This is a genomic window from Micromonospora sp. NPDC049081 (genome assembly GCF_040648835.1).
GTDB lineage: Bacteria > Actinomycetota > Actinomycetes > Mycobacteriales > Micromonosporaceae > Micromonospora > Micromonospora antibiotica.
In genome coordinates, this window is the sequence record NZ_JBEZEK010000010.1 from 86,077 (window position 1) to 108,856 (window position 22,780).

Below are 22,780 nucleotides of genomic sequence, written 5' to 3' on the forward strand. Positions count from 1 at the left end.
CGTATCGGAAACAGTGCTACCGGCCGGGGGTGCTGTGGACCGGGATCAGACCGGCAGCGGCGCGGGCTCGGACTCCGGCAGGGACCGGGACGACGGCGGGACGACGAACTTGTAACCCACCTGGCGCACGGTGCCGATCATCGACTCGTACTCCGAGCCGAGCTTGGCCCGCAGCCGTCGGACGTGCACGTCCACCGTGCGGGTGCCGCCGAAGTAGTCGTAGCCCCAGACCTCGCGGAGCAGCTGGTCCCGGGTGAACACCCGGCCCGGGTGCTGCGCCAGGAACTTCAGCAGCTCGAACTCCTTGTAGGTGAGGTCGAGCGGCCGGCCCTTGAGCTTGGCGGCGTAGGTGTCCGGGTCGATGTTCAGCTCGCCGGCCCGGATCGAACCGCCGGCCCCGGAGGTGGCGTTGCTCAGCCGGCCCACCGCGAGCCGCAGCCGGGCCTCCACCTCGGCCGGGCCCGCGCCGGCCAGGATCACGTCGTCGACGCCCCAGTCGGCGTTGAGGGCGATCAGGCCGGCCTCGGTGACCACCGCGACCAGCGGCACACCCAGGCCGGTGGCGTGCAACATGCGACAGGTGGCACGGGCCTCGCTCAACTCCGACCGGGCGTCGACCAGCACCGCGTCCGGGCTGGGCCCGGAAACCAGGGTGCGCACGTCGCGCGGCGCGGTACGCACCGAATGTGGCAACAGGTCGAGTGCCGGCAGCACCGCCGAGGGCTCACCTGCACGCGCGGTCACCAGCAGCAGGAGCTCCACACGATCACCTCCGTCCCGGCGGCTCAATGGCCGCACGCGACCAGCTGACCCGCCGGTGGGCGGGGCGCTGAGAACTTGCGTGGGTCCCGGCGTCGCTGACGGGCGGGTAACGGCTTGAGCGTAACCGATCGCCCCGTCGTCACCCCGGCGTCCTTTCCTGTTTGTCGGATCTGCCCGTGATCACCGCCCAGGTTTTAACGTCGCCGAAACCGTGATCCCCCGCCGGACGCCCCGTGATCCCCGCCGGACCCCGTCGGTCTGGCACGATCGGGGCGTGTTTCCCTCCACCTCGCCCGACACCGGCCGTGACCCGTGGGCCGACGGCGCCCCCGACGGGCCCGTCGGCCCGGCCGGCGGACCCGCACCCGCACCCGGGCCGCGCCCCGCCCCGGACGACGACACCGGGAGCCGCCGCGAGCGTGGCCCGCGCCGGTTCCGTAAGGGCGGTGCCCCGCGCCGGAGCGAGGACGACGACGTCGAGCCGGACGAGGAGCCGATCGAGCCGGTCGAGGTGCACCGGCCGCTCTCGCTGACCGTCGCCGGCTTCGCGGCGCTGCTCGGCGTCGGCCTGGTGCTCGGTGCGCAGACCGCCGGGCCCGGACACCGGCTGCCGTTCGCGGTCATCGTGTTCGGCGTCCAACTGCTCTTCGTGCTGGCCTGGACCATGGCCATGCGCCCACCCGCGCTGCTGCTGGTCGCGCTGACCAGCGGCGTGGTCGCCGCGGCGGCCGACGTCGCCGCGGTGCAGACCGACGTCGCCGGGCTGGCCCCGCTCGGGTTCGTGGCGCTGGGCGGGTTCCTGCTCGGCGTGCTCGGTCAACTCGTCCGCCGGGTGGACCGGGTCCGGGTGACCGACTCGCTCGGCACCACGCTGCTGATCGTGGTCGGCGTGGTGGCGTTCGCCACCCTGATCACGCTCAGCCGGATTCCCGCCGGCACCCAGGCGATCACCGTCTGCCTGGTCGCCACCGGCGTCGCCCTCACCGTGGCCCGGCTCACCGACGCCGTGCTGGCCTGGCCCCGGCTGGCGCCGCAGGTGCCCCGGGGTGCCGCCGGGGTGGTGGTCGGCGCGATGGCCGGCACCCTCACCAGCGCCCTGCTCGGCAGCTACCTGGTGGGCTTCACCCCGACCAGCGCCGCGCTGATCGGGCTGGTCACCGCGGCCACCGCCGTGCTGGCCGACCTCGCCGTCGGCTACGCCGAGGCGGGCCGGCTGATGGCGGGCGAACCACCCACCATGTGGATCGCCCGGCACATGCAGGGCCCGCTGGGTGGCTTCGCGTTGGCCGCTCCTGCGGCGTACGCCATGTGTGTGCTCTTTCTCTGACGCCGGTTGACGGCGGCGGGCGCGCGGCGCGGTTGGGCGCGACGGCGCTCGGGTAGTAGCGGTGCGCCGCGGGCGGCGGCATCGATGACGGCACGTCGCGGGACCGCGACGGCCACGACGGCACGTCGCGGGACGGCGACGGCGACGACGGACGGAGACGGGCGTGGCGCAGACGTACGAGGAGCGGCCCCGGCGGCGCGGGCGCAGGTGGCTCGTCGTACTGGTCGTCCTGGTCCTGATCCTGGGTGGGCTGCTGGTGGTGGCCGACCGGGTGGCGGCCGGCCTGGCCGAACGGGCCATCGCCGACCAGGTCACCCAGGAGGTCGCCAAGCAGAACGCCAGCTCCGCGCCGCCCCAGGTGGACGTGGGCGGGTTCCCGTTCCTCACCCAGGTCGTCGACGGCCGGTACGAGCGGATCTCGATCGTGCTGACCGACGTCAAGGGCTCCGTGGAGGGCAACGCGGTCAGCCTGCCCCGGCTCGACGTGGACGCCCGCAACGTGCGCGCCTCGCTGGACACCATCCGCTCGGGGCAGGGTGAGGTGGTGGCCGAGACGGTGGCCGGCACCGGCACGGTCACCTACGACAGCCTGGCCAAGCTGCTGGACCGGCCGGGGCTCAAGCTCGGTGAGCAGAACGGCAAGCTGGCCGTCACCGCGCCGGTCGACATCCTCGGCCAGAAGCTCACCGTCACCGGCACCGCCGAGGTGGCCGTGGCCGACGGCGGCAAGGTGGCGTTGAAGTTCAGCGACCTGAACGCCCAGGGGCTGCCGAACGTACCGCTGGCCCGGACCCTGCTGAACAACTACGCCCGGGGCATCTCGGTCGACGTGCCCCTGCCGGAGTTGCCGTTCCAGCTCAACGTCCGCAAGGTCGAGCCGCGCCCGGAGGGGCTGACGGTGACCGCCGACGCGAAGGACGTCCCGATCAACTCGGCAAGCTGACCCACCGCTCAGTTCTGAACGCGGCCCGGCCCCGGGGTTCCCCGGCAGGCCGGGCCGCGTCCCGTATGGTGGTCGACCCCTGGCACTCTCCGGGACGGCTGGTAGGCTCCGAAACCATGGGGACGCACCTCACCAAACGGCGCGCGGTCGACCTGTGCCGCGTGGCCACCTGCCTGTGTCGCTCCGTCATCTGACGGCGGGGCTGTCTCCGGCCGCCCAGCGGCCACTGCACCCGGGGTCCCACTGACCCTGCGGTGCCCACCCTCCGAAACGCCCGGCAGCGGCGCCGTCGCACGAACCCGTGATCCGTTCCTCTATGGGTCCCGCGCATGGTGCGACATCACCGATCTCCACCACCCGCGCTGGCTCACCACCCATCCTCACCAGGGAGTGATCTGATGAGTCGCGACACCGCACTCGTCTCGGCCGAATGGGCCGAGAAGAACCTCGACGCCCCGGGCGTCGTCTTCGTCGAGGTCGACGAGGACACCTCCGCCTATGACACCGGCCACATCGCCGGTGCCATCAAGCTCGACTGGAAGACCGACCTCCAGGACCAGGTCCGCCGGGACTTCGTCAACAAGGCCCAGTTCGAGGCGCTGCTCTCCGAGCGGGGCATCGGCAACGACGACGTCGTGGTCCTCTACGGCGGCAACAACAACTGGTTCGCCGCGTACGCGTACTGGTACTTCAAGCTCTACGGCCACCGCGACGTCAAGCTGCTCGACGGCGGTCGCAAGAAGTGGGAGCTGGACGCCCGTCCGCTGGTCAAGGACGCGGTGACCCGCCCGGCCACCCAGTACGTCGCGCAGGAGCCGGACACCTCGATCCGCGCGTTCCGCGACGAGGTCGTCGCCGCGATCGGCACCAAGAACCTGGTCGACGTGCGCAGCCCCGACGAGTTCGCCGGCCGGCTGCTGGCCCCCGCGCACCTGCCGCAGGAGCAGGCGCAGCGGGCCGGGCACATCCCGACCGCGATCAGCGTGCCGTGGTCCAAGGCGGCCAACGAGGACGGCACCTTCAAGTCCGACGACGAGCTGCGCAAGATCTACGCCGACGCCGGGCTGGACGACGGCAAGGAGACCATCGCCTACTGCCGGATCGGCGAGCGTTCCTCGCACAGCTGGTTCGTCCTGCAGGAGCTGCTCGGCCACCCCAACGTGAAGAACTACGACGGTTCCTGGACCGAGTACGGCTCGCTGGTCGGTGTGCCGGTGGCGCTCGGCGACGAGCCCGGGGAGGCCTGAGCCATGACCGCTCCCACCGCCGCCGGTTGCGCCGCGCCGGACCAGTCCGCGCCCCTGCCGGCCAGCCTGGACCTGGAGAAGGAAACCGTCATCACCGGCCAGGTGCTGGCCGAGTCGGGCGACGTCGTGCCCGGCGCGTACGTCCGGTTGTTGGACTCGACAGGTGAGTTCACCGCCGAGGTCGTCACCTCGCCGACCGGGCAGTTCCGGTTCTTCGCCGCGCCGGGCAGCTGGACCCTGCGGGCGCTGTCCCGGCACGGCAACGGCGACACCGCCGTGACCGCCAACCGGGGCATCAACGAGGTCTCCGTCACGGTGGCCTGACCCACGCATCGATCGGCCCGGGGCCGGTCACCCCACCCGGGGTGACCGGCCCCGGGCCGTCGCACCCTCCGGCGGCCCGCCCGGCACCCGGGTGGCGCGGGGTGCCCGCCGCCCGGCACCCGGGTGTCCGCGCCCGGCAGGCGCGAGTGCCCGCCGCCCGGCAGGCGCGAGGTGCCTGTCGCCCGGCAGCCCACCGGGCCGTCGTCGCCCGGCCGGTGGTGTCACGAGGTGCAGCCGCCCTGGTGATCGACCCGCCGGACGCAGCGGCGACGCCCACCGAGCCGCCGGTCGCAGAAGACCTGATGCTGCGGTTGCGACCCGCCCTCCTCGGAGACGGTCGTCTCACCGAGCACCAACTCCGGCAGGAACGCCAGCGACCTGCCGATCGCACGGGCCAGCAGCCGCGCCGCCGGCAGGTCGTCGGCGGCGACAGTCAGGTGTACGACGTACCGCTCGCGCTCGGTCGCGGTGGTCACGCCCGCACCACCCGGGGTGCGAACCGGGACTGCCAGTCGCGCAGCGCACCCTTGATCCGCGCGTTCTCCTCCCGGGTACGGGCCAGCTCGGCGTGCAGCACCGCCAGCTCGTCGGCGACCAGGTGCAGGAACCCGTCCACCTCGGCCGGGTCCAGCCCGTGCCGGGACCGCCGGAACCGTTGCTGCCGCACCTGGCTCGTGCAGAGCGGCCGGTCCGCCACCGGTTGGTGGTGGTGTGCCGCCGGCCCGTGGTGGTGGCCGGTGTTCTGCCGCCCCGCTGCCCCGACCCACCCGGCGGTGGTCATCGGGGGTCGATGGAACGCCCTGCGCCGGTTGGTTCTCGTCGCCCCGGGCCAGTTGGTGGTGACTGCCCTGGGCTGGTCGGTCGTGGTCGACCGGGGCCGGTCGGTTGTGGTCTCGCTGGGTCGGTTAACGGTGACTGCCCTGGGCTGGTCGGTCGTGGTCGACCACGACCAGTCGGTTGTGGTCTTCCTGGGCCGGCCGGCACCGGTCGACCGGTGCCGGCGGAGGAGTCGGAGGAACCTGCACATGATGGGCCACCTTTCCCGCAGGGGCAGCGGGATGGCGCTGCCGTGGAAGGTGGTCGGGGCGGGCGGGTTCCCTTCCAGCGTCGTCACCCGCCCCGACCGGGGGAGAGCCCTGCTCGTTGCCACGCGAGGAGTGCTCGCCGACCAACTTATTTGAGGAACTTGAAAGAGTCAACGACTGGTTGCAGTGCGTAGTTGCGTGCCGTGATGAGAGCGTGATCGAATCGCGGGTGCCACGCGAGGAGTGCCATGCCTGCGACCCCGGACTACATCCGGATCTCCGACGAGATCGTCGCCGACGTCAGGTCGGGTAAGTACAAACCGGGCGACAAGCTGCCCTCGATCAGCGAGCAGTGCAGCCGGTTCAGCGTCAGCCCGTCGACGATCAACCTGGTCAACGTGCGGCTGGAGGCGCTCGGGGTGATCAGCCGGCACCAGGGCAAGGGCATCTACATCACCGACCCGGCGACGTGGCTGCGTAAGCCCTGACGGCGGTTGACGCTTCCTCGGGCCGTGGTATGTCCCCTCCACGGCGGGATGCCCCCTCGCGGCCGGATGCCCCCTCCACGATCGACTCAATTTCATGGTTGTAGTGGTATCCGCCCGCTCTGATGCCACTACAACCATGAAGTAGTGGCGCCTCGGTCGCTGGACCCCCTCGCGCCCCGGTCGCCGGTGGACGTGGCGGTGGCCGCCGACCCGGGAGGGGTCGACGGCCACCGTCAGTGCGGCTGTCCGGTCAGAGGCCGGACGCCCGTGCTCCCGCACAGGTCGACATCGGAGCCAGGCGGAAGTCGAGCGTGCCGACGATGCCTGCTTCCACGACGGCCCGCTGGACCTGGGGCACCCAGCTGTCCTTTGCCACGATCACCTCGTACCTGCCCTTGGGCAGCCACCAGGCGTAGCGGCCCTGGGCGTCGGCGGTGAGCGTGGTGCCGGTGGTCGAGCCGACCAGGTTCAGCCGGATCGTCGCCGGGACGCCGACGGTCTGGCCGCCGCAGGTCACCCCGGTCACCGTGCCCTGGATCTTGCCCCAGTTGTTCGGCGGCGAGACGTTCATCTCGACCCCGACCGACGACACCGGGTACGGCGTGTCCGAGGTGATCCCCAGCTCACCCGAGTATGCCCCGGGCTGGAGCACCCCGGCCGCCGCCGTGGCGGTCAGCGTGACGGTGACCGTCTGGGACGCCCCCGGGGCCAGCGTGAAGCTGGTCGGTGCGGTGGACAGCCACGGCAGGTCACTGGCGTCGGCGCAGCCTTCCAGCCCACCGAGCCGCTCGCTGTCCGCCGAGCCGACGAACGAGCTGGGCGAACCACCGATCTTGTACGCCCCGCAGGCGGCAGCGCCCCGGTACCTGTTGAACTGGGCGTTCGGCAGGTTCCGCCACGCCCCGGCGACCGGGTCGAAGCCGACCGTCCGGTTGGTGACCGACGTCGAGCCGCCCGTCACCCCGCCGGCCAGCACCAGCATGCCGCCGGCCGACGCGTACTGGGAGCCCCACAGGTCGACCGGGAGGTTCGGCAGCGGGCTCCAGGTGTCCGACGCCGGCTCGTACCGCCAGGCGTCGGTGTACTCGTCGTCGGCGACGCCACCGGCGCAGTACACCTGGGCGCCGATCCCGCCGCAGGACAGCCAGGAGACCGGGTGCGGGTAGGCCGCGCCGGCCCGGAACGTCCCGGTACGCGGATCGAACACCACCAGCTTGTTGCTCTCCGTGCAGGTGGTGTCGACGCAGCCACCGACCAGGTACACCTTGCCACCCGCCACGGCGGTGCCGGCTGCGGCGGCAGGGGCCGGATTGACCGCCCCGGCCAGGGTGCTCCACGAACCGCTGGCCGGGTCGAAGACGTCCACCGTCGGCTCGGCACCGGTGCCGTCGCCCCAGCCGCCGAGCACGTACAGCTTGCCGCTGATGCCCACGGCGGACGGCTTGGAACGGGCGTGCGGCAGGTCGGGCAGCGCCGTCCAGACGCCGGTGGCCGGCTCGAACACCCAGGCCTTGCGCTCGTTGCCGGTGTCACCACCGCCGCCGACCGAGTAGACCTTGCCGTCCAGGTTGGCCGCCGCGTTGTCGTAGATCGCGGCGGGCAGGTTGGTGATCCGCGTCCAGGCGTCGTCGGCCTGCGGCGCGGCGTCGGCGTTCCCGCCGCCGTACCGGGCACCGGTACGGCCGGTGCTGATCCCCTTGACCACCTGCTCCCGCAGCGGTGCGCCGCCGGTGGACAGCACCTCGAACCCGCCACCGCGTTCCAGCAGCTCCACGGTCGCCGGGGCGGAGCCCGTGTTGCGGACCGTCACCTTGGCGTTGCGGGTGCTGCCGTACGGCTGGTGGGCCTCGATCGTGGTGGTGCTGACGGTGAGCCGCCCCGCGGCCAGGGCCAGGTCGGCCCGGCGGGTGCTGTCGGCCACCACCGTCACCTGCTGGGTGACCGGGGTGTACGGCGGCCGGGACGCGGTGAACGGGTGGGCGCCGGTCAGCCCCGAGAAGAGGTGGTAGAAGCCGTCCGGCAGGTTCGGGTCGTCCGAGGTGGCCGCCGAGACGGCCGTGTCGGTGGGCCGGTCGACGCTGGTCACCGTCACCCCGTTGACGGCCGCGCCGGTGTTGCGGTCGGTGGTGTTGCCGACCACCAGGCCACCCTGCACGGGGGTGCAGTCCCGGTTGACCAGCTGGACGTCGTCCACCTGCCACCACCAGGCGAAGGTGCCCTTGAACCGGAAGCGCACCAGCGCCCCGGTCGCGCCGGCCGCCGGGGTCAGCGGCACCTCCTCGACCCGGGGGCCGCGCCGGCTGGCGGTCTGGTGCCACACGTTCGTCCAGCTCGCCCCGGCGTCGGTGGAGACGTCCACGTCGGCGGTGTCGCTGATCCCGACCGCCCGCCAGTCGCTGCGGAACCGCAGCAGCGGAGCGGCCGAGGCGGACAGGTCGACCGGCGGGGCGATCAGGTCGGTGTCCTGGGTGTTGCCGGTGCCGAGCTTGTCGCTGTCGACGATCGCGAACCCGCCGGTGCCGCCGGTCAGGTTGCCCCGCGCACCCGGGTCGTTGAAGACCCAGCCGCCCTTCTCGGTGCGGTTGCGCACCGACCAGCCCTCCGGTGCGGTGGTGCCGTCGAAGCTCTGCGACAGCAGCGGCGCGCTGAGGCTGCCGGTGTAACCGGCGGCGACACAGGCCGCCTCGACCGGGACCGGGATGTCCGCAGTGGTGGCCGTCGCGCCGACGGTCAGGTCCTTGGTCACCGTCCGGTAGCCCGGGTACTTCGCGGTGACGGTGAGCTTGTAGTCGGAGTTGCCGGCCACGGTGAAGGAGTACCGGCCGGTCACCGGGTCGGTGAAGACCGGTGCGCCGGGCCGGCCGGCGACCTCGATCGTGGCGTACAACGGCCAGCCGTGCCCGGAGCCGTCGGTGACCCGACCCGAGACGGTGACCGTCGGGGTCGCCGTCAGGGCGAAGTCCCGGGTGACCGTGCCGTCCGCCGGGACGGTCACGGTGCCGGTCGCGGTGCGGAAGCCGTACGCGGACACGGTCAGCGTGGTCTCGCCGGCCGGCACGGTCAGGGTGTACCGGCCGTCCGTGCCGGTGGTGGTGCTGCGGTCGCCGTCGGCGACGGTGGCACCGGCGACCGGGTCACCGTCGGCGGTGTCGGTGACCGTGCCGCTGATCCGGCCCACCGGCCCGCGCGGGGCCTGCCGGACCGCCTCGTACGCGTTGAGCCGACCCTCGCCGAAGACGTTGTTGTCGGCGGCGGTGCCCCCGCAGGTGGTCGCGTCGACGTCGGTCGCGGTGCGGTCGAGCAGTGCCTCCGTGGCGCCGATGTCACCGCGCAGGCTGGGCGCGGCCGACCAGACCAGGGCGATCGTGCCGGCCACGTGCGGGGCGGCCATCGAGGTGCCGTTGAACGACGCGTACCCGTTGCCGGGGACGCTGGAGCGCACGTTGCTGCCGGGTGCGGCGATGTTCGGCTTCAACCCGGCCGGGTCGGTGGCGTTGCCCCGGCCGGAGAAGCCGGAGATGTTGTTGTTCACGTCGTACGAGCCGACCGCGTACGCGTTGGAGTTGTCACCGGGGGAGCCGGCACTGCCACAGGCCGGGCCGTCGTTTCCGGCGGAGAAGACCGGGAACATCCCGGCGGCCCGCCAGGCGGCCACGGTCTGCTGGTACCACAGGTCGCCGCCGTCGCCGCCCCAGGAGTTGTTGACGATGTCGGGGCGCAGGTCGGGGCGGGGGTTCTGGCCGTTGAGGTCGGTCGGGGCGAGCACCCACTGGCCTGCGGCCAGCAGTGAGGCGTCCGAGCAGTTGTTGGACTCGCAGCCCTTGGCGGCGATCCACTTCGCGCCGGGGGCGACCCCCACCTGGTTGGCGGACCCGTCGGTGCCGACCATCGTGCCCATGGTGTGGGTGCCGTGGTCGTTGTTGTCGCAGGGGGCGTCCTGCGGGCAGATGCCGGCCGGGTCGTACCAGTCGTAGTTGTGGTCGAAGGTGCCGCCGCCGAGGTTGCCCCGGTAGGAGTTGACCAGCGCCGGGTGGTCGAACTGGACGCCGCTGTCGATGTTGGCGACGACCAGGCCCTCACCCCGGTCGCCGAACTCGTCCCAGACCCGGGGCGCGCCGATGTTGGTCAACCCCCACTCGACGGCGTCGGTGCCGGCCCGCGCGGCGGTGCTGCGGACCGGGCGGATCAGCGGGTAGCTGCGGGTCGGGGAGATCCGGGCGACCTCGGGACGGGCGGCGACGACGTCCAGCAGCGCCCGGTCGCCGGTCACCCGGAGCGCGTTGGCGATCCAGTACGCGGTGTAGGTGGCCTTGCGGTCGTCGAGCACCGCGCGCAGGTCGCGCTGGGTCCGCTCGGCGGTGGTGGTGAGCAGTCGGTGGACCTCACCGGCGCGGGCGTCCGGGCTGCGCAGCCGGGCCGCGTCGGCGAGCGGGGCCTGCTCGCGCAGGTAGACCAGGAAGGTTTCGGTGCCGTCGGCGAGTCCGTCGAGGACCTGCTGGTCCACGGTGGCCCGGGGCGTGGCCGGTGCGGCACCGGCGGGTAGTGCGGGCTGGGCGGTGAGGCCCAACAGTCCGGCCGCGAGCGCGGCCACCAATCGCCACCGGGACGGTCGTCCGGTCGGTCGTCTGAGCACGCTGTTCCTCCCCACGTCGTCGGGCCCGATCGGTTCGGACCCGGCCGCGTGTGCCGTGGTGGTGGCCACGCGGAGCGGCTGGGGGAGACGGCCGGTGGTGGGTGCTGGAGGGCCGGCCCCCCACGGCCGCTGTGCATCATGCTCAGCCGGAGAACCATACTGATCAATGGATCGGGTCGGTCAGTATTTGGTCAGTAACCAGGCGCCACGCTGACCGTTAGGCTGAATCCAGCCGCGTCGGCACCTGTCGTGGGCGGACGGGACCGTCGGCAGCGGGCGGCAGGTGCGCTCCTGGGGAGGACGTGTGACCGGTGTCGACATCCCGTTCGTGGTCTGTGTGAGCGCCGACGTCTCGGTCCGGGAGCGGGTGGTCCGCCGGCTCGACGACCTCGGCCCGGTGGTGATCTGTGCCGACCTGGCCGAACTACGCGCCATGCTCTTCCCGACCCCGTCGGCGTTCGCCGCGCCACCGACCGGGCCGACCCCGGTGCGCTGCGGCGACCTGGTCGTCGACCCGGCCGGTCACCTGGTCACCTGGCGGGGGGAGCCGTTGGCGCTGACCCGGTTGGAGCGGGAGCTGCTGTCCCGGCTGGCCGGTGACCCGGGGGCGGTCTGGAGCTACGAACGGATCTTCGGCTCGGTCTGGGGCGGTGCCTGGCTGGGTGACGCGGCGATCCTGCACTCGGCGGTCAAGCGGCTGCGCCGCAAGCTGCGCGCGGTGCCGGGCTGCCCGCAGGTGCAGACCGTGCGCGGTGTCGGCTACCGGCTCGGCGTACCGCCCGGCCGGCCTGCGGTGGGGCCGTGACACGATGATCCGGTGAGTGGTGCCGTCCATCCGGGGTACGCCCCACCGCCCGGCCCGTCCGCGCCGCGCCGCCGGTTGCGCTGGCTGCTGGCGGTGACCGTGGCCTGGGCGGTGCTGCTGGGCGTGCTCACCTGGTGGTCGGCGCGCAACGACGCGCCGACCGTGCGGGAGCAGCGCACCCTCGCCGAAGCCGGCCCGGTGGTGGACCGGGCCCTCGGTCAACTCGTCGCGGCGGTCGGCGACGGGGCCTGGGCGCTGACCGGGCCACAGGTCGAGCGGGGCTGCCGGATCACCCCGATGTCCGCCGGCGCGACCCTGAGCCGGGGGCTGGACGTGCTGGTCGCCGAGGGTGGCGAGCGGGCGTTGCTGGACCGGGTCGCCGACCGGCTGCCGGCCGACTGGCGGGCCGGGGTGCGCGCCGGTTCGGCGGGGCCCCGGCTGCGCGCCGACGCGGGGGGGTTCGTCACCGTGCAGGGGCGGGTCACCAGCGGCGGCCGGGTCCGGTTGACCGCCGACACCGGGTGCCGCCCGGTCGGCGCCGGCTATCCGCAACCCCCGGCTGCGTCGGCCGATCCGACGCTGGACGCCGCACTGGCGGCCCTGGGCCGCGCGGCGCAGACCGCCCCGCAACCGGTCACCGCCCCCTGCCCGGGCGGCGGCACCGCCCGTACCGTCGCCGTCACGGCCGGGGCCGCACCGGCCGCGCTGACCGGCCTGCGCCCGTTGGCCGCCGGCCCCCCGGTGGTCGACCTCCCCGAGGTGTACGCCTACCGCAGCGGCCCGACCACCGTGCTGGCCGACGGCACCGGCGCGCAGCTGCGGCTCTCCGCCTCCACCGGCTGCCCGGCCTGACCGCCCGGCTGCCCCGCCTGCCGCCCGGCTGCCCGCCTGGTCCGGTCGACGCCTGCCCGGCTGCCCCACCTGATCGGGCCGACGCCCGCCCCACCTGATCGGGCCGTGGCCCGCCCGGCCCGCCGGTCCGTCCGTTGCCGGGTCAGTCGCGGTGGTCGTGGTCGTGCGGGGTGCGGCTGCGGCCCAGGGCGTCGACCCGACCCCACCGGCCCGGGATGTCCAGCAGCTCGACCCGGCCCATCCCCTCCGGCACCAACGGATCGATGATCAGATGCTCGCCCTGCGGTTCGAGGCCGAGGATCACCCGCAACAGCAGCAGCGGGGTGCCGGCCGACCACGCCTGCGGACTGCACGCCGTCGGGTACTGCACCGGATAGTCGGTGAGGGTGCGGTCGAAACCGGCGAACGCCTCGGGCAACCGCCCGTCGAAGTACCGCGAAGCGTTGATCATCGCCTCGCAGATCCGGCCGGCCTCCTCACGGAAGCCGTACCGGCTCAGACCCCAGGCGATGAAGGCGTTGTCGAACGGCCACACCGTGCCCACGTGGTAGCCGATCGGGTTGTAGCGGCCCTCGTCGGTGGCCAGGGTGCGTACCCCCCAACCCGAGAAGAGTCTCGGGCCGAGCAGGTGCTCGGCGACCATGGCGGCCCGGGGCTCGTCGACGATGCCGCTCCACAGCAGGTGACCGATGTTGGAGGTGAGCGAGTCGACGTGCCGGCCGTCCGGGTCCAGGGCGAGGGCGTAGTGGTTCTTCTCGGGAATCCAGAAGTCCCGGTTGAAGCGTTCCTTGAGCGCCTTCGCCTCCCGTTCCAGCCGGTCGGCGTACTCCGGGTCGTTCCAGAACAGCCGGGCCATCCGCGCCCCGCGCCGCTTGGCGTCGTAGGCGTACCCCTGGATCTCGCAGGTGGCGCGGGGGAAGCCGGGCAGCCGGCCGTCGGCGTAGGAGATGGCATCCCAGGAGTCCTTCCAGCACTGGTTCTCCAGGCCGGTCTCCGGGTTGCGGCTGCGGTACCAGACGTAACCGGTGCCGAGCAGGTCGCCGTAGGTGTCGATCCAGTGCAGCGCGGCCCGGACCGGGGTTTCCAGTTGCTTGACCAGCGTGGCGTCCCCGGTCCAGCGCTCGTACTCGTCGAGCAGGATGACGAACAGCGGGGTCGAGTCGGCCGCACCGTAGTAGGGGGAGTGCGGCTGCTCCTCGAAGCCGGCGGTCTCGCCGTACCGCAGCTCGTGCAGGATCTTGCCGGGTTCCTCGTCGCGGAAGTCGTCGAGCCGGTAACCCTGGAGCCCGGCCAGCATCAGGATCGTCGGCGGGACCAGCTCCGGCAGGAACGGCAGCACCTGCAACGAGGTGAGCATGCTGTCCCGCCCGAACAGGGTCATGAACCAGGGCAGACCGGCGGCGAGCAGCCGGACGCCCAACGTGATCGACTCGTACCGCAGCGCCGCCAGGTCGTGCAGACTCTGCCGGTACGCCCCGGCGAGCGGTTCGCAGTCGCAGCCGAGTTGCGGGGCCCGACCGACCAGCGCCTCCTGCTCGTCACGGATGACGGCCGGGCCGCGCGCGGCGCCCAGCGCGGTGATCGCCCGGACGTCCTCGCCCCGGGCCCCGTGGATGATCGGCGTCACGGTCACGCAGGTGCTCCACCCGGAGTGCGGCTCGACGGTGATCGACCAGGTCATCCCGCGTTCGTCGACGTGGGCGTCGGTGCTGCTGACGATCAGCGCCTCCCGGTGGAAGGCTTCGCGGCGGTAGGTCAGCCGCAGCTTGTTCTCACCGGCCTCCGCGCTGGTCCGACCCTTCTTCGGCCGCTGGTGCTTGATCTCGAACAGGTCGGCGAAGTCCGAGCCCATCTCCAGCCGCAACTGGAACCGCGCCTCCCGGCCGGAGTGGTTGAGCACGGAGAGTTCCTCGGTGAAGACGCCGCCGATCGACCGGCTGCGGATGATCGACACCTTGGCGTCGAGGTAGTGCGTCGGCTCGCCGGGGACGAGGAAGAACCGGGTCTGGTAGGAGTGCGCGTCGTCGACCGAGAGGGCGTGCAGGCGCTCCCCGTCGAGGGTGAGCAGCCAGGTGGAGAGGAACCGGGTGTCGAAGGAGAACATCCCGGTGGGAAAGTCGAACGACGGCTCGACGTCCCCGCTGCTGTCGCAGACCAGGAAGGTGTTGCCGTCGAGGATGCTCACCCGCTGCTGCATCAGGCCCGCCCGGTCTGCTCGCGGGCGGTCTCCCGGGGGTCGCGGACGCCGGGCGGGGTGGGGAAGAACTGCCGGAAGACCAGGAACAGCATCACGTTCCCGCTGAACGTGGACTCGTTGCGCAGCACCGCCGAGATGCTCTGGGCGGTGCCGGTGGCCAGCCGTTCGAAGAGGTCGGCGCTGCTGCTCCACACCGCGTCCGCCGGGCCCCGGGCCCGGTCCACCACGGCCCTGCCGGGGCTGAGCCGTACCAGCCAGTGGTCGGTGCGGTTGTCGGTGGTGAGATCGATCTGGAGGGTGCCGGTGACCGGGGCGCGCAGGATCGCCGGGGCGCGCGCCGGCAACGATGCGAAGAACTCCTCCGTCGCCTGGCTCACCCCCGAATGGTAGGCAGCAAAACGACAATTGGGCTCAGTATCGGCAGTGCGTGCATAACAGGCGAACGGTGTCGGCCGAACGGTGGACGTCGGCGCGGTCGGCGGACCGGTGGGCTCGCGGCGCCGGTCAGGGCGCGGCGGGCCAGCGGGTCGGTGAGGCCGGCGGGTGGGCTGGTCAGTAGACCAGCGCCTGCGCGCCCTCGGCCATCGCCTCCTCGACGAAGACGGCCGCCCCGGCGATCCGGACGCCGGGCAGCACGTCGTTTGGGCCGATGTCCCGGCGGGCGACGCACTGCGTGCAGGCGGTGACCTGCCCGGTGGCGAGGATGACGCCCAGCAGGTCGGCCAGCGGCGCGGAGTGCGGCAGGGTGAACTGCTCGGCCCGGCCGGGCACGGCGAACCAGGCGGACTCACCGGTCAGCCAGAGCGACACCGGCACCCCGGCGGCGGCGGCCGTGGCGGCCACCGTGAACGCCTGCGCGCACCGCTCCGGGGCGTCCGCTCCGGCGGTGGCCTTGACGACGAGAGTGCGGCCCATGGGACCCAGCATAGGATGACCATGATGGTTACCGAGATCGGGTTCGTCAGCCTGCTGGTCGCCGGCCTCGGCGCGCTCGCCGGTGGCCTGGTCTACCTGGCCGTACGCCTGTCGAGAGGTAAATGGTGAGCGAGAATCCCCTTCAGCCGCCGTGGTTGAACGCGCCGCCGGTCGAGGAGTACCCCTACCAGGAGAGCCACGACCTGCGGGTCGGTCCGAAGCTGCACCCGGCGCTGGACGGCCTGCTGCCGTACGTCGGGGTGTGGCGGGGTCGGGGTCGGGGCGGGTTCCCCACCATCGAGGACTTCGACTACGCCCAGGAGATCCGGATCAGCCACGACGGCCGGCCGTTCCTGTTCTACGAGTCGCGGGCGTGGCTGCTCGACGAGGAGAGCCGGCCGATCCGTCCGGCCGGGCGTGAGGTGGGCTGGTGGCGTCCGGTGCTGGACGGTGAGCGGGTCACCGACGAGTTGGAAGCGCTGATGACCACCCCGACGGGGATCATGGAGCTGCACATCGGCAAGCGCACGGGCACCCAGATCGAGTTCGCCACCGACGCGGTGGTGCGTACCGCCACGGCCAAGGAGGTGACGGCGGGCGCCCGGCTCTTCGGCATCGTGGAGGGGGCGCTGCTCTACGCCCAGGAGATGGCGGGTGTGGGTCACAGCCTCTCCCCGCACCTGTCGGCCCGCCTGGTCCGGGTCGCCGGCTGACCCTCCGCCACCCCGCCAACCGGACTCAGCCGCCCGGCGGTTGACCTCCGCCAACCCCAGGTCGGGCCGGTCAGGCGAAGCCCAGCAGTTCCTGGAGGTGGGGGGTGTGCGGGGCGGGTGGGCGGCCGGTGCCGTCGAGGGACCTGACCTCGACCAGACCGCGTACCGACGAGGTCAGCCAGATCCCGGCGGCGGCGTGCAGCCCGGTCGGGGTGACCATCCGTTCGGCCCGCCCCAGGCCCAGCCCGGCGGCGTGGTCGAGCAGCCAGCCGCAGGTGGTGCCGGGCAGGATGCCGGTACGCGCGGCCGGGACGGTGCAGAGCGTGTCGCCGTCCAGCCAGACGACGTTCGCGCTGGGCCCCTCCAGCACGTAGCCGTCGGTGGAGACCCAGAGCACGTCGTCCACCCCGCTGCGGGCGGCCCAGCGGCGGGCGGCGCTGTTGGTCGCGTACGAGATCGACTTGATGCCCGCCGGGAGCCAGGACAGTTCGGGGCGGGCGGTCGCCGGCACCCCGAGGGGCAGGGTGGCGACGGTGACCCCGACGTCGCGGAGCCGTTTCGTGGCGGCCGGCACCTCGGTCAGGGTGGCGTACACGGTGGGCAGCCCGCCCCCCTCCGGCCCCCGCGTGCAGACCAGGCGCAATGCGCCCTCGACCTCGGTGGGCCAGCCGGTGGCGATGCCGTCCAGCAGTTCCACGAGCGCCCCGTCCGGGGGCAGCGGGAGTTCCAGGGCGGCGGCCCCGGCCCGCAGCCGGGCCAGATGGGCGGTACGCAACCAGGGGTTTCCGCCGCGCAGGTGCATCGTCTCGAACAGCCCGTCCCCGCGCAGCACACCCAGGTCGTTCCCGCGTAGCACCGGCTCTGTCGCGGGGACGACGCCCCGACCGAGCACGGCGACCCTCGATGCCACCATGACCGCCGAGCCTAACGGCGTGACCCGTCGCACCCCCGAACCCGGTGACGTGACCCGCCCGGCGGCCCGGTGGCGGGCGGGCGGTGACCGGCGCGGGCCGAACTATGATCGGACGGTGTCCGAATCCTCCCTGGCGGAAATGCTCCGCTCGCGTGGGCTGCGACTGACGGCGCAGCGGCAACTGGTCCTGCAGGCCGTGCTCGACCTGGGGCACGCCACACCCGAGCAGGTGCACACGGCGGTCCGGGAGGTCGCCGCCGGGGTCAACATCACCACCATCTACCGGACGTTGGAGCTGCTGGAACGGCTCGGCCTGGTGACCCACACCCACCTGTCGCACGGCTCGCCGACCTATCACGCGGCGGGTGAGCACCAGCACATCCACCTGGTCTGCCGGGAGTGCGGCGCGGTCGACGAGATCGACCCGGAGCTGATGCGCCCGCTGGCCGACCGGCTCGCCGCCGACCGGAACTTCCAGGTGGACATCGGGCACGTGGCGCTCTTCGGCGTCTGCGGCAACTGTGAGGACGGGGAACCAACATGATCGACATCGCGGGAGCGGTGGCCGTCGAGGCGATCGACGAGGCCAGCCGGGACCAGCCGGACGCCGGCCACCGGGCGGCCGGGGTGCGGGGCGTCGCCGCGCACTACGGCGACCCGATGCGCGAGCAGCGCACCCTGGCCACCGGGGTCGGTCTGGTGGACCGCTCGCACCGGGGTGTCATCGCCGTCACCGGCCCGGAGCGGATCGGTTGGCTGCACACCCTGACCAGCCAGCACCTCGCCGCGCTCGGCCCCGGCCAGGGCACCGAACTGCTGGTGCTCAGCCCGCACGGGCACGTCGAGCAGCACGCCATAGTCGCCGAGGACGGCACGACCACCTGGCTGGACACCGAGCCGGGGATGACCGCCGACCTGCTGACGTACCTGGAGAAGATGCGGTTCTTCAGCCAGGTCGAGCCGCGCGACGCCACCGCCGGCCACGCGCTGCTGTCGCTGGTCGGGCCGCAGGCCACCGACGCCGTCGCCACGCTGGGCGTCACCGGCCTGACCGCCCCCGAGGTGCTCGCGGTGCCGGGTCCGAAGTTCCGCTCCGGCGAGCTGCCCCCCCGCCCCACCGTCTCGTACGACGTCCAGCCGCTGACCGGTGGTGGCTGGGCCCGTCGGGTCCCGCTGGGGGTGGACCTGCTGGTGCCCCGGCCCGCCCTGGACGAGGTCGTCGCCGCGCTGCGCGAGCACGGTGTCCCCCCGGCCGGTCTGTGGGCGTACGAGGCGGTGCGGGTGGCCGCCCGACGGGCCCGGGTCGGGGTGGACACCGACCACCGGACGATCCCCGCCGAGGCGGGCCTGATCGCCCCGGCGGTGCACCTGGACAAGGGCTGCTACCGGGGGCAGGAGACCGTGGCCCGGGTGCACAACCTGGGCAGGCCGCCGCGTCGGCTCGTCCTGCTGCACCTGGACGGGGTGACCACCGATCAGCTGCCGGCGTCCGGCACCCCGGTCACCCTGGACGGCCGGACGGTCGGCTTCGTCGGCACCGCCGTGCACCACTACGAGCTGGGTCAGGTCGCGCTCGCCGTGGTCAAACGCAACCTCGCCGACGACGCCCGGCTGTCGGTGGGCGACACCGCCGCAGCCATCGACCCGGAGTAGCCCGTCGCGGCCGGTGGTCCGTGCTTCCCGGCGTGGTCCGGCCGGTGGGTCCGTGCTTTCCGACATCGCCCGGCCGGGGTCCGCCTCCGGTCGTGCTCGTCGGTGAAGTAAGGATGCCTACCGCCAGCCGGTTCGGCGGGAATTTCTTCGCGTCCTTCTCTCCTGATGTGCGGTTCTTCCTGTCGGGTCGGCCTGCGGCGTCGACCGGGGGCGGCCGGGGCGGCTACCATCGCCGGCATGACGACAGGGACGTTGATCACGGTTGCCCCGACGGGCGCGGAGTCGGCCAAGGAGCAGGTGCCGGCGCTGCCGGTGACCCTCGACGAGTTGCTGCTCACCGCCAAGGAGTGCGAGGCGCTCGGCGCTTCCGTGATCCACGTCCACATCCGCGACGACCAGGCCCGGCCCACCCTCGACCAGGGGCGGCTGCGGGAGACCGTGGCGGCGCTGCGGGAGAGCACCGACCTGATCGTGCAGCTCTCCTCCGGTGGGGCGGTGACCGATCCGGAGGCCGACCGGCTGGCCGTGCTGGACGCCGCGCCGGACATGGCCTCCTGCACCATGGGCACGGTCAACTTCGGCGACGACGTCTTCCTCAACCGGTGGGAGTTCATCGTCGACCTGCACACCCGGATGCAGGAGCGCGGCATCCTCCCCGAGTACGAGATCTTCGACCTCGGTCACCTCACCGCCCTGCAACGCCTGTTGGACCGGCACGGCCTGCCGCACGGCGGGCACGTGCACGTCGACTTCGTGATGGGGGTGCCGGGCGGGATGCCGGGCACCACCGCCACCCTGGTCGCCGCCCAGCAGATGCTGCGTGACCTGCCGGCGGGCACCACCTTCTCGGCCACCGGCGTCGGTCGCAGCACCATCGCGGTGCTGCTGGCTTCGCTCTCCACCGGCGGTCACCTGCGGGTCGGCATGGAGGACACCGTGACGTACGCCAAGGGTCGCCCGGTGGAGTCCAACATGCAGCTGGTGGCGCGCGCGGTCGGGTTCGCGCAGCTCGCCCAGCGCCCCCCGCTGACCACCACCGAAGCCCGTCAGCTGCTGTTCCGCTAGCCGCCCGCCCGGCGGACCGGTCCGGCCGGTGCTGCGGTTCCGGGTCGGGGCCGCCGGGGGCCCGGCCGGGGCAGGTCCGCCCGGTAAGCCGCGCCTGCCCCGGCACTCCTGTACGCCGGTGGTCGACGTCGCAGGTCACCCGGGTGTCGGGGGTGCCGGACCCCGTCGGTACCTTCGCCAGGTGTCCAAGACGTACGAGGGTGGCGAGCCGCTCGCCGAGGTGGTCCGGTCCGGGTTCGTGGAGGGTGTGCACCGGGGCTCGGTGGTGGTGCTCGACGCCGCCCAAGCGACGGTGGCCGGTGCCGGGGACGGCGTCTCGCCGATCTTTCCCCGGTCGGCCAGCAAGCCGTTGCAGGCGCTCGGGATGCTCCGGGCCGGGCTCGCGGTGACCGACCCCGCCGACGTCGCGGTGGTCTCGGCCAGCCACGCCGGTGAGGAGTTCCACCTGGCCCGGGTGGCGGCGCTGCTGGGCTCCGCGGGCCTGGACCCGGGGGCCCTGCACTGCCCGCCCGACCTGCCGTTCGGCGAGGCGGCCCGGGAGGCCGTGCTGCGGGCCGGTGGTGGCCCGAGCCGGTTGGCGATGAACTGCTCCGGTAAACACGCCGGGATGCTGCTGACCTGCCTGGCGGCCGGCTGGCCGGTGGACGGGTACTGGCGGCCGGAGCACCCGTTGCAGCAGCGGCTGACCGCCACGATCGAGGAGTTCACCGGCGAGCCGGCGGCGGCGGTCGGCGTGGACGGTTGTGGTGCGCCCGTGCTGGCGGTCTCGCTGACCGGGCTGGCCCGGGCCTACCTGCGGCTGGTGGCCGCCGAGCCCGGCTCCCCGGAGCGCACGGTGGCGGACGCGATGCGGGCGTACCCGGAGGTGGTCGGCGGCACCGTGGCGGACGACACCCGGCTGATGCGTGGCGTACCCGGAATGCTGGCCAAGATCGGCGCGGAGGGGGTGATCGCGGCCGCGCTGCCCGGCGTCGGCGCGGTCACCCTCAAGATCGACGACGGTGCCACCCGCGCCCGGATGCCGGTGCTGGTCTCCGCGCTGCGCCGGCTCGGTGTGCGGGCCCCCGTCCTCACCGAGTACGCCGAGGTTCCCCTGCTCGGCGGTGCCCTTCCGGTCGGTGGAGTGCGTCCCGTCTGGTGAGCTGCGGGCGATCCGTGGCCGGGCCGCACCGGGATGTGGGACGGGCCCGGGGTGCGGGGCCGGTCAGGGCAGGAAGGCGCGGAGGGCCTCGGCCACCTCGGTGGGGCGTTCCACCGGGACCAGGTGTGCGGCCTCGGGGATGTCGGGCAGGCGGACGGCCCGGGGAGCCTCGGCGGCGATCCGGTCGGCCAGCCGGATGATGTCCGGGATGTCGACGGCACCGGCGGTGACGAGGACCGGCAGGTCCAACTCGTCGAGGCGGCCGATGGCGGGCGGGTCGAGGTCGACGACGTCGACCGCGCTCAACGCCTGCTCGGCGGCGAGGGCCCGTCGGTCCGACTCCTCGGCGAAGGCGATGAGCGCCGGGTCGAGATCCTCCGGACGGCGGTGCGGGCCGACCACCCAGAACCGGACCTCGCCGGCCGCGCTGGCCGCCAGGTCCTCCTCGTCGACCTCACCGACCAGCCGGTCCCACAACTCCTCGGTGTCCGGCGACCACTCGTGCCCGGAGACGGCGGTGCCGAACAGCGCCAGGGCCGACACCCGCTGCGGGTACGCCAGCGCGGTGTCGATCGCCACCGCCCCGCCGAAGGAGCAGCCGACCAGGGCGGCCCGGTCGATGCCGAGCGCGTCCAGCACGGCCACCACGTCGTCGCGGTGGGCGAAGGACTCCGGCGGCAGCGCCGAGTCCCCGTAGCCGCGCAGGTCCAGCGCGATCGTCCGGTGCCGGTCGGCGAGGGCGGCGCACACCTCGCGCCACATCCGCCGATCGGCGATGCCCGCGTGCAGCAGGAGCACCGGCGTGCCGGTGCCGACCTCGTCGTAGCCGAGGGTGGTGCCGTTGACAGCGATCTGTTGGGTCACGCCGTGCAAGTTACGACCGGACATCCCGGGCCGCAACGTACTTTGCCTCCTGTTACCTTGCTAACTCTGGCTAGCGTTTTGCTTGCTGGAGCTAGCAGCGCGGACTACCGTTGGGGTATGGCCGCACCCAAGGATCTACCCGACGTCGGCGGATTCATCCGTGACCTGCGGCGGAACGCCAAGATCTCGCTCCGCCAGCTCGCCGAGCAGGCCGGCGTGAGCAACCCCTACCTCAGTCAGATCGAGCGGGGCCTGCGCAAGCCCAGCGCCGAGGTGCTCCAGCAGCTCGCCAGCGCGCTGCGGGTCTCCACCCCGGCGATGTACCTGCGGGCCGGGCTGCTCGACGACAAGGAGGGTCAGGGAGTGCTCGCCGCCATCGCGGTCGACCCCGACCTGACCATGGCGCAGAAACAGTCGCTCAGCCAGATATACGAGACCTTCCGGCGGGAGAACACCCGGCTGTCCGAGGCCACCGCCGACCAGCCCGCCCCGGCGGAACCCGGCACGGACGAGCCGGCCGGCACGAACCGCCCCGGCACCGACCAGACGGTCACCGACGGGGCCGCCGGCACGGATCAACCGGTCGTCACCGATCGGACCGCCGCCGCGGTGGACCGACCGGACGCCGGCCCCGGACCGGCCGCCCCGACCTCGGCGTACGCCGTACCGACGCCGACCGGGCCGACGGAGGCGGCGGCCACGGTGACCCCGGCCGCCACCGGACCGGTCACCCCGGAGGGCACCCCGACCGAGGCCGTCCTCGAATCGGTCGCCGTCACCGAGGCGGGCACCGCCCCCGCCCCCGCGACCGGTGGGACGCGTACCGCGCCCACCGCCAGCGGGACGCGCACCGCGCCCACCGCCGGCACCCATGACGGCACGGCGGATGCCGCGCCCACGACCAGCAACGACA

The 22,780-nt window shown here is 73.2% G+C and carries 23 protein-coding genes and 1 pseudogene; 15 read left to right on the plus strand and 9 right to left on the minus strand.

All coding sequences use genetic code 11. The features are described from left to right. Positions 1–45: 45 nt before the first annotated feature. A complete protein-coding gene (locus AB0B63_RS16785; RefSeq protein ID WP_088643167.1) occupies positions 46–762 on the minus strand; it encodes a response regulator transcription factor in 717 nt (238 codons plus the stop codon). Between the two features lie 274 nt (positions 763–1,036). On the opposite strand from AB0B63_RS16785, the gene AB0B63_RS16790 reads away from it, so the two are divergent. From AB0B63_RS16790 to AB0B63_RS16810, 5 genes are all read left to right on the plus strand, one after another. Beyond that, positions 1,037–2,089 (plus strand): hypothetical protein, encoded by a 1,053-nt coding sequence (locus AB0B63_RS16790; RefSeq protein WP_357019330.1) that lies wholly within the window; start codon positions 1,037–1,039, stop codon positions 2,087–2,089. Positions 2,090–2,252: 163 nt separating this feature from the next. Then, entirely contained in the window at positions 2,253–3,032 is a 780-nt protein-coding gene (locus tag AB0B63_RS16795; protein WP_208567876.1) for a DUF2993 domain-containing protein, read from the plus strand. Between the two features lie 116 nt (positions 3,033–3,148). Beyond that, positions 3,149–3,226 carry an Ms5788A family Cys-rich leader peptide gene (locus tag AB0B63_RS16800; RefSeq protein WP_323135737.1) on the plus strand — a complete coding sequence of 26 codons (78 nt, stop codon included), beginning with the start codon at positions 3,149–3,151 and terminating at the stop codon, positions 3,224–3,226. A gap of 204 nt (positions 3,227–3,430) precedes the next feature. After that, complete coding sequence (locus AB0B63_RS16805) at positions 3,431–4,279, plus strand: sulfurtransferase (RefSeq protein WP_208567877.1); 849 nt, start codon at positions 3,431–3,433, stop codon at positions 4,277–4,279. A gap of 3 nt (positions 4,280–4,282) precedes the next feature. Continuing rightward, positions 4,283–4,603, plus strand: a complete 321-nt coding sequence (locus AB0B63_RS16810) for a DUF1416 domain-containing protein (protein ID WP_357019335.1) — start codon at positions 4,283–4,285, stop codon at positions 4,601–4,603. Positions 4,604–4,824: 221 nt separating this feature from the next. Here the strand turns inward: AB0B63_RS16810 and AB0B63_RS16815 are convergent, their stop codons facing one another. Further along, entirely contained in the window at positions 4,825–5,079 is a 255-nt protein-coding gene (locus AB0B63_RS16815) for a hypothetical protein (RefSeq protein ID WP_208567879.1), read from the minus strand. Further along, entirely contained in the window at positions 5,076–5,384 is a 309-nt protein-coding gene (locus tag AB0B63_RS16820; RefSeq protein WP_357019339.1) for a DivIVA domain-containing protein, read from the minus strand. The genes AB0B63_RS16815 and AB0B63_RS16820 overlap by 4 nt, the downstream gene beginning before the upstream one ends. A gap of 492 nt (positions 5,385–5,876) precedes the next feature. Here AB0B63_RS16820 and AB0B63_RS16825 point away from each other — a divergent pair, with 492 nt between their 5' ends. Next, positions 5,877–6,116, plus strand: coding sequence for a winged helix-turn-helix domain-containing protein (locus AB0B63_RS16825; protein WP_208567882.1), 240 nt, complete (start codon positions 5,877–5,879; stop codon positions 6,114–6,116). Positions 6,117–6,366: 250 nt separating this feature from the next. Here the strand turns inward: AB0B63_RS16825 and AB0B63_RS16830 are convergent, their stop codons facing one another. Further along, positions 6,367–10,749, minus strand: coding sequence for a S8 family serine peptidase (locus AB0B63_RS16830; protein WP_357019343.1), 4,383 nt, complete (start codon positions 10,747–10,749; stop codon positions 6,367–6,369). Between the two features lie 304 nt (positions 10,750–11,053). Here AB0B63_RS16830 and AB0B63_RS16835 point away from each other — a divergent pair, with 304 nt between their 5' ends. Together AB0B63_RS16835 and AB0B63_RS16840 are read left to right on the plus strand one after the other, a co-directional pair. Then, positions 11,054–11,554, plus strand: coding sequence for a response regulator transcription factor (locus tag AB0B63_RS16835; RefSeq protein WP_357019346.1), 501 nt, complete (start codon positions 11,054–11,056; stop codon positions 11,552–11,554). 75 nt (positions 11,555–11,629) lie between these two features. Next, on the plus strand, positions 11,630–12,406 hold the full coding sequence (locus AB0B63_RS16840) for a hypothetical protein (protein WP_208567939.1): 777 nt from the start codon (positions 11,630–11,632) through the stop codon (positions 12,404–12,406). 142 nt (positions 12,407–12,548) lie between these two features. On the opposite strand, the gene AB0B63_RS16845 is transcribed toward AB0B63_RS16840, so the two are convergent. The 3 genes from AB0B63_RS16845 to AB0B63_RS16855 form a co-directional block, all read right to left on the minus strand. Then, positions 12,549–14,603 carry an amylo-alpha-1,6-glucosidase gene (locus tag AB0B63_RS16845; protein WP_208567883.1) on the minus strand — a complete coding sequence of 685 codons (2,055 nt, stop codon included), beginning with the start codon at positions 14,601–14,603 and terminating at the stop codon, positions 12,549–12,551. Then, on the minus strand, positions 14,603–14,980 hold the full coding sequence (locus AB0B63_RS16850) for an SCP2 sterol-binding domain-containing protein (protein WP_219464904.1): 378 nt from the start codon (positions 14,978–14,980) through the stop codon (positions 14,603–14,605). Before AB0B63_RS16850 ends, AB0B63_RS16845 begins: the two co-directional genes overlap by 1 nt. Before the next feature lie 175 nt (positions 14,981–15,155). Continuing rightward, positions 15,156–15,530 (minus strand): DsrE family protein, encoded by a 375-nt coding sequence (locus AB0B63_RS16855; RefSeq protein WP_357019350.1) that lies wholly within the window; start codon positions 15,528–15,530, stop codon positions 15,156–15,158. Between the two features lie 12 nt (positions 15,531–15,542). Between AB0B63_RS16855 and mtfM the strand changes: the two genes are divergently transcribed. Together mtfM and AB0B63_RS16865 are read left to right on the plus strand one after the other, a co-directional pair. Next, positions 15,543–15,647 (plus strand): small membrane protein MtfM, encoded by a 105-nt coding sequence (mtfM, locus tag AB0B63_RS16860; protein WP_067315095.1) that lies wholly within the window; start codon positions 15,543–15,545, stop codon positions 15,645–15,647. Continuing rightward, a complete protein-coding gene (locus AB0B63_RS16865; protein WP_357019354.1) occupies positions 15,641–16,231 on the plus strand; it encodes an FABP family protein in 591 nt (196 codons plus the stop codon). The genes mtfM and AB0B63_RS16865 overlap by 7 nt, the downstream gene beginning before the upstream one ends. 70 nt (positions 16,232–16,301) lie before the next feature. On the opposite strand, the gene AB0B63_RS16870 is transcribed toward AB0B63_RS16865, so the two are convergent. After that, entirely contained in the window at positions 16,302–17,144 is an 843-nt protein-coding gene (locus AB0B63_RS16870) for an aminotransferase class IV (RefSeq protein WP_357019357.1), read from the minus strand. 139 nt (positions 17,145–17,283) lie between these two features. Here AB0B63_RS16870 and AB0B63_RS16875 point away from each other — a divergent pair, with 139 nt between their 5' ends. From AB0B63_RS16875 to AB0B63_RS16890, 4 genes are all read left to right on the plus strand, one after another. Continuing rightward, positions 17,284–17,688 carry a Fur family transcriptional regulator gene (locus tag AB0B63_RS16875; protein ID WP_208567940.1) on the plus strand — a complete coding sequence of 135 codons (405 nt, stop codon included), beginning with the start codon at positions 17,284–17,286 and terminating at the stop codon, positions 17,686–17,688. Continuing rightward, positions 17,685–18,797, plus strand: a complete 1,113-nt coding sequence (locus AB0B63_RS16880; RefSeq protein WP_357019361.1) for a folate-binding protein — start codon at positions 17,685–17,687, stop codon at positions 18,795–18,797. Before AB0B63_RS16875 ends, AB0B63_RS16880 begins: the two co-directional genes overlap by 4 nt. A 237-nt stretch (positions 18,798–19,034) precedes the next feature. After that, positions 19,035–19,862, plus strand: a complete 828-nt coding sequence (locus AB0B63_RS16885) for a 3-keto-5-aminohexanoate cleavage protein (RefSeq protein WP_208567889.1) — start codon at positions 19,035–19,037, stop codon at positions 19,860–19,862. Positions 19,863–20,043: 181 nt separating this feature from the next. After that, complete coding sequence (locus tag AB0B63_RS16890; protein WP_357019364.1) at positions 20,044–21,003, plus strand: asparaginase; 960 nt, start codon at positions 20,044–20,046, stop codon at positions 21,001–21,003. A gap of 63 nt (positions 21,004–21,066) precedes the next feature. Here AB0B63_RS16890 and AB0B63_RS16895 read toward each other — a convergent pair whose 3' ends face one another. After that, entirely contained in the window at positions 21,067–21,867 is an 801-nt protein-coding gene (locus tag AB0B63_RS16895; protein WP_357019367.1) for an alpha/beta hydrolase, read from the minus strand. A 117-nt stretch (positions 21,868–21,984) separates the two neighbouring features. Here AB0B63_RS16895 and AB0B63_RS16900 point away from each other — a divergent pair. Next, positions 21,985–22,344 (plus strand): annotated as a pseudogene (locus tag AB0B63_RS16900) (helix-turn-helix transcriptional regulator); the annotation flags it as partial. Positions 22,345–22,780 lie beyond the last annotated feature (436 nt).

Bases quoted from the DNA above. Each gene is read 5' to 3' on its own strand.
- mtfM (WP_067315095.1), top strand. From the start codon at position 15,543: ATGGTTACCGAGATCGGGTTCGTCAGCCTGCTGGTCGCCGGCCTCGGC.
- AB0B63_RS16870 (WP_357019357.1), bottom strand. From the start codon at position 17,144: ATGGTGGCATCGAGGGTCGCCGTGCTCGGTCGGGGCGTCGTCCCCGCG.
- AB0B63_RS16865 (WP_357019354.1), top strand. From the start codon at position 15,641: ATGGTGAGCGAGAATCCCCTTCAGCCGCCGTGGTTGAACGCGCCGCCG.
- AB0B63_RS16820 (WP_357019339.1), bottom strand. From the start codon at position 5,384: ATGACCACCGCCGGGTGGGTCGGGGCAGCGGGGCGGCAGAACACCGGC.
- AB0B63_RS16800 (WP_323135737.1), top strand. From the start codon at position 3,149: ATGGGGACGCACCTCACCAAACGGCGCGCGGTCGACCTGTGCCGCGTG.
- AB0B63_RS16885 (WP_208567889.1), top strand. From the start codon at position 19,035: ATGACGACAGGGACGTTGATCACGGTTGCCCCGACGGGCGCGGAGTCG.
- AB0B63_RS16875 (WP_208567940.1), top strand. From the start codon at position 17,284: ATGCTCCGCTCGCGTGGGCTGCGACTGACGGCGCAGCGGCAACTGGTC.
- AB0B63_RS16805 (WP_208567877.1), top strand. From the start codon at position 3,431: ATGAGTCGCGACACCGCACTCGTCTCGGCCGAATGGGCCGAGAAGAAC.
- AB0B63_RS16845 (WP_208567883.1), bottom strand. From the start codon at position 14,603: ATGCAGCAGCGGGTGAGCATCCTCGACGGCAACACCTTCCTGGTCTGC.
- AB0B63_RS16810 (WP_357019335.1), top strand. From the start codon at position 4,283: ATGACCGCTCCCACCGCCGCCGGTTGCGCCGCGCCGGACCAGTCCGCG.
- AB0B63_RS16880 (WP_357019361.1), top strand. From the start codon at position 17,685: ATGATCGACATCGCGGGAGCGGTGGCCGTCGAGGCGATCGACGAGGCC.
- AB0B63_RS16855 (WP_357019350.1), bottom strand. From the start codon at position 15,530: ATGCTGGGTCCCATGGGCCGCACTCTCGTCGTCAAGGCCACCGCCGGA.
- AB0B63_RS16825 (WP_208567882.1), top strand. From the start codon at position 5,877: ATGCCTGCGACCCCGGACTACATCCGGATCTCCGACGAGATCGTCGCC.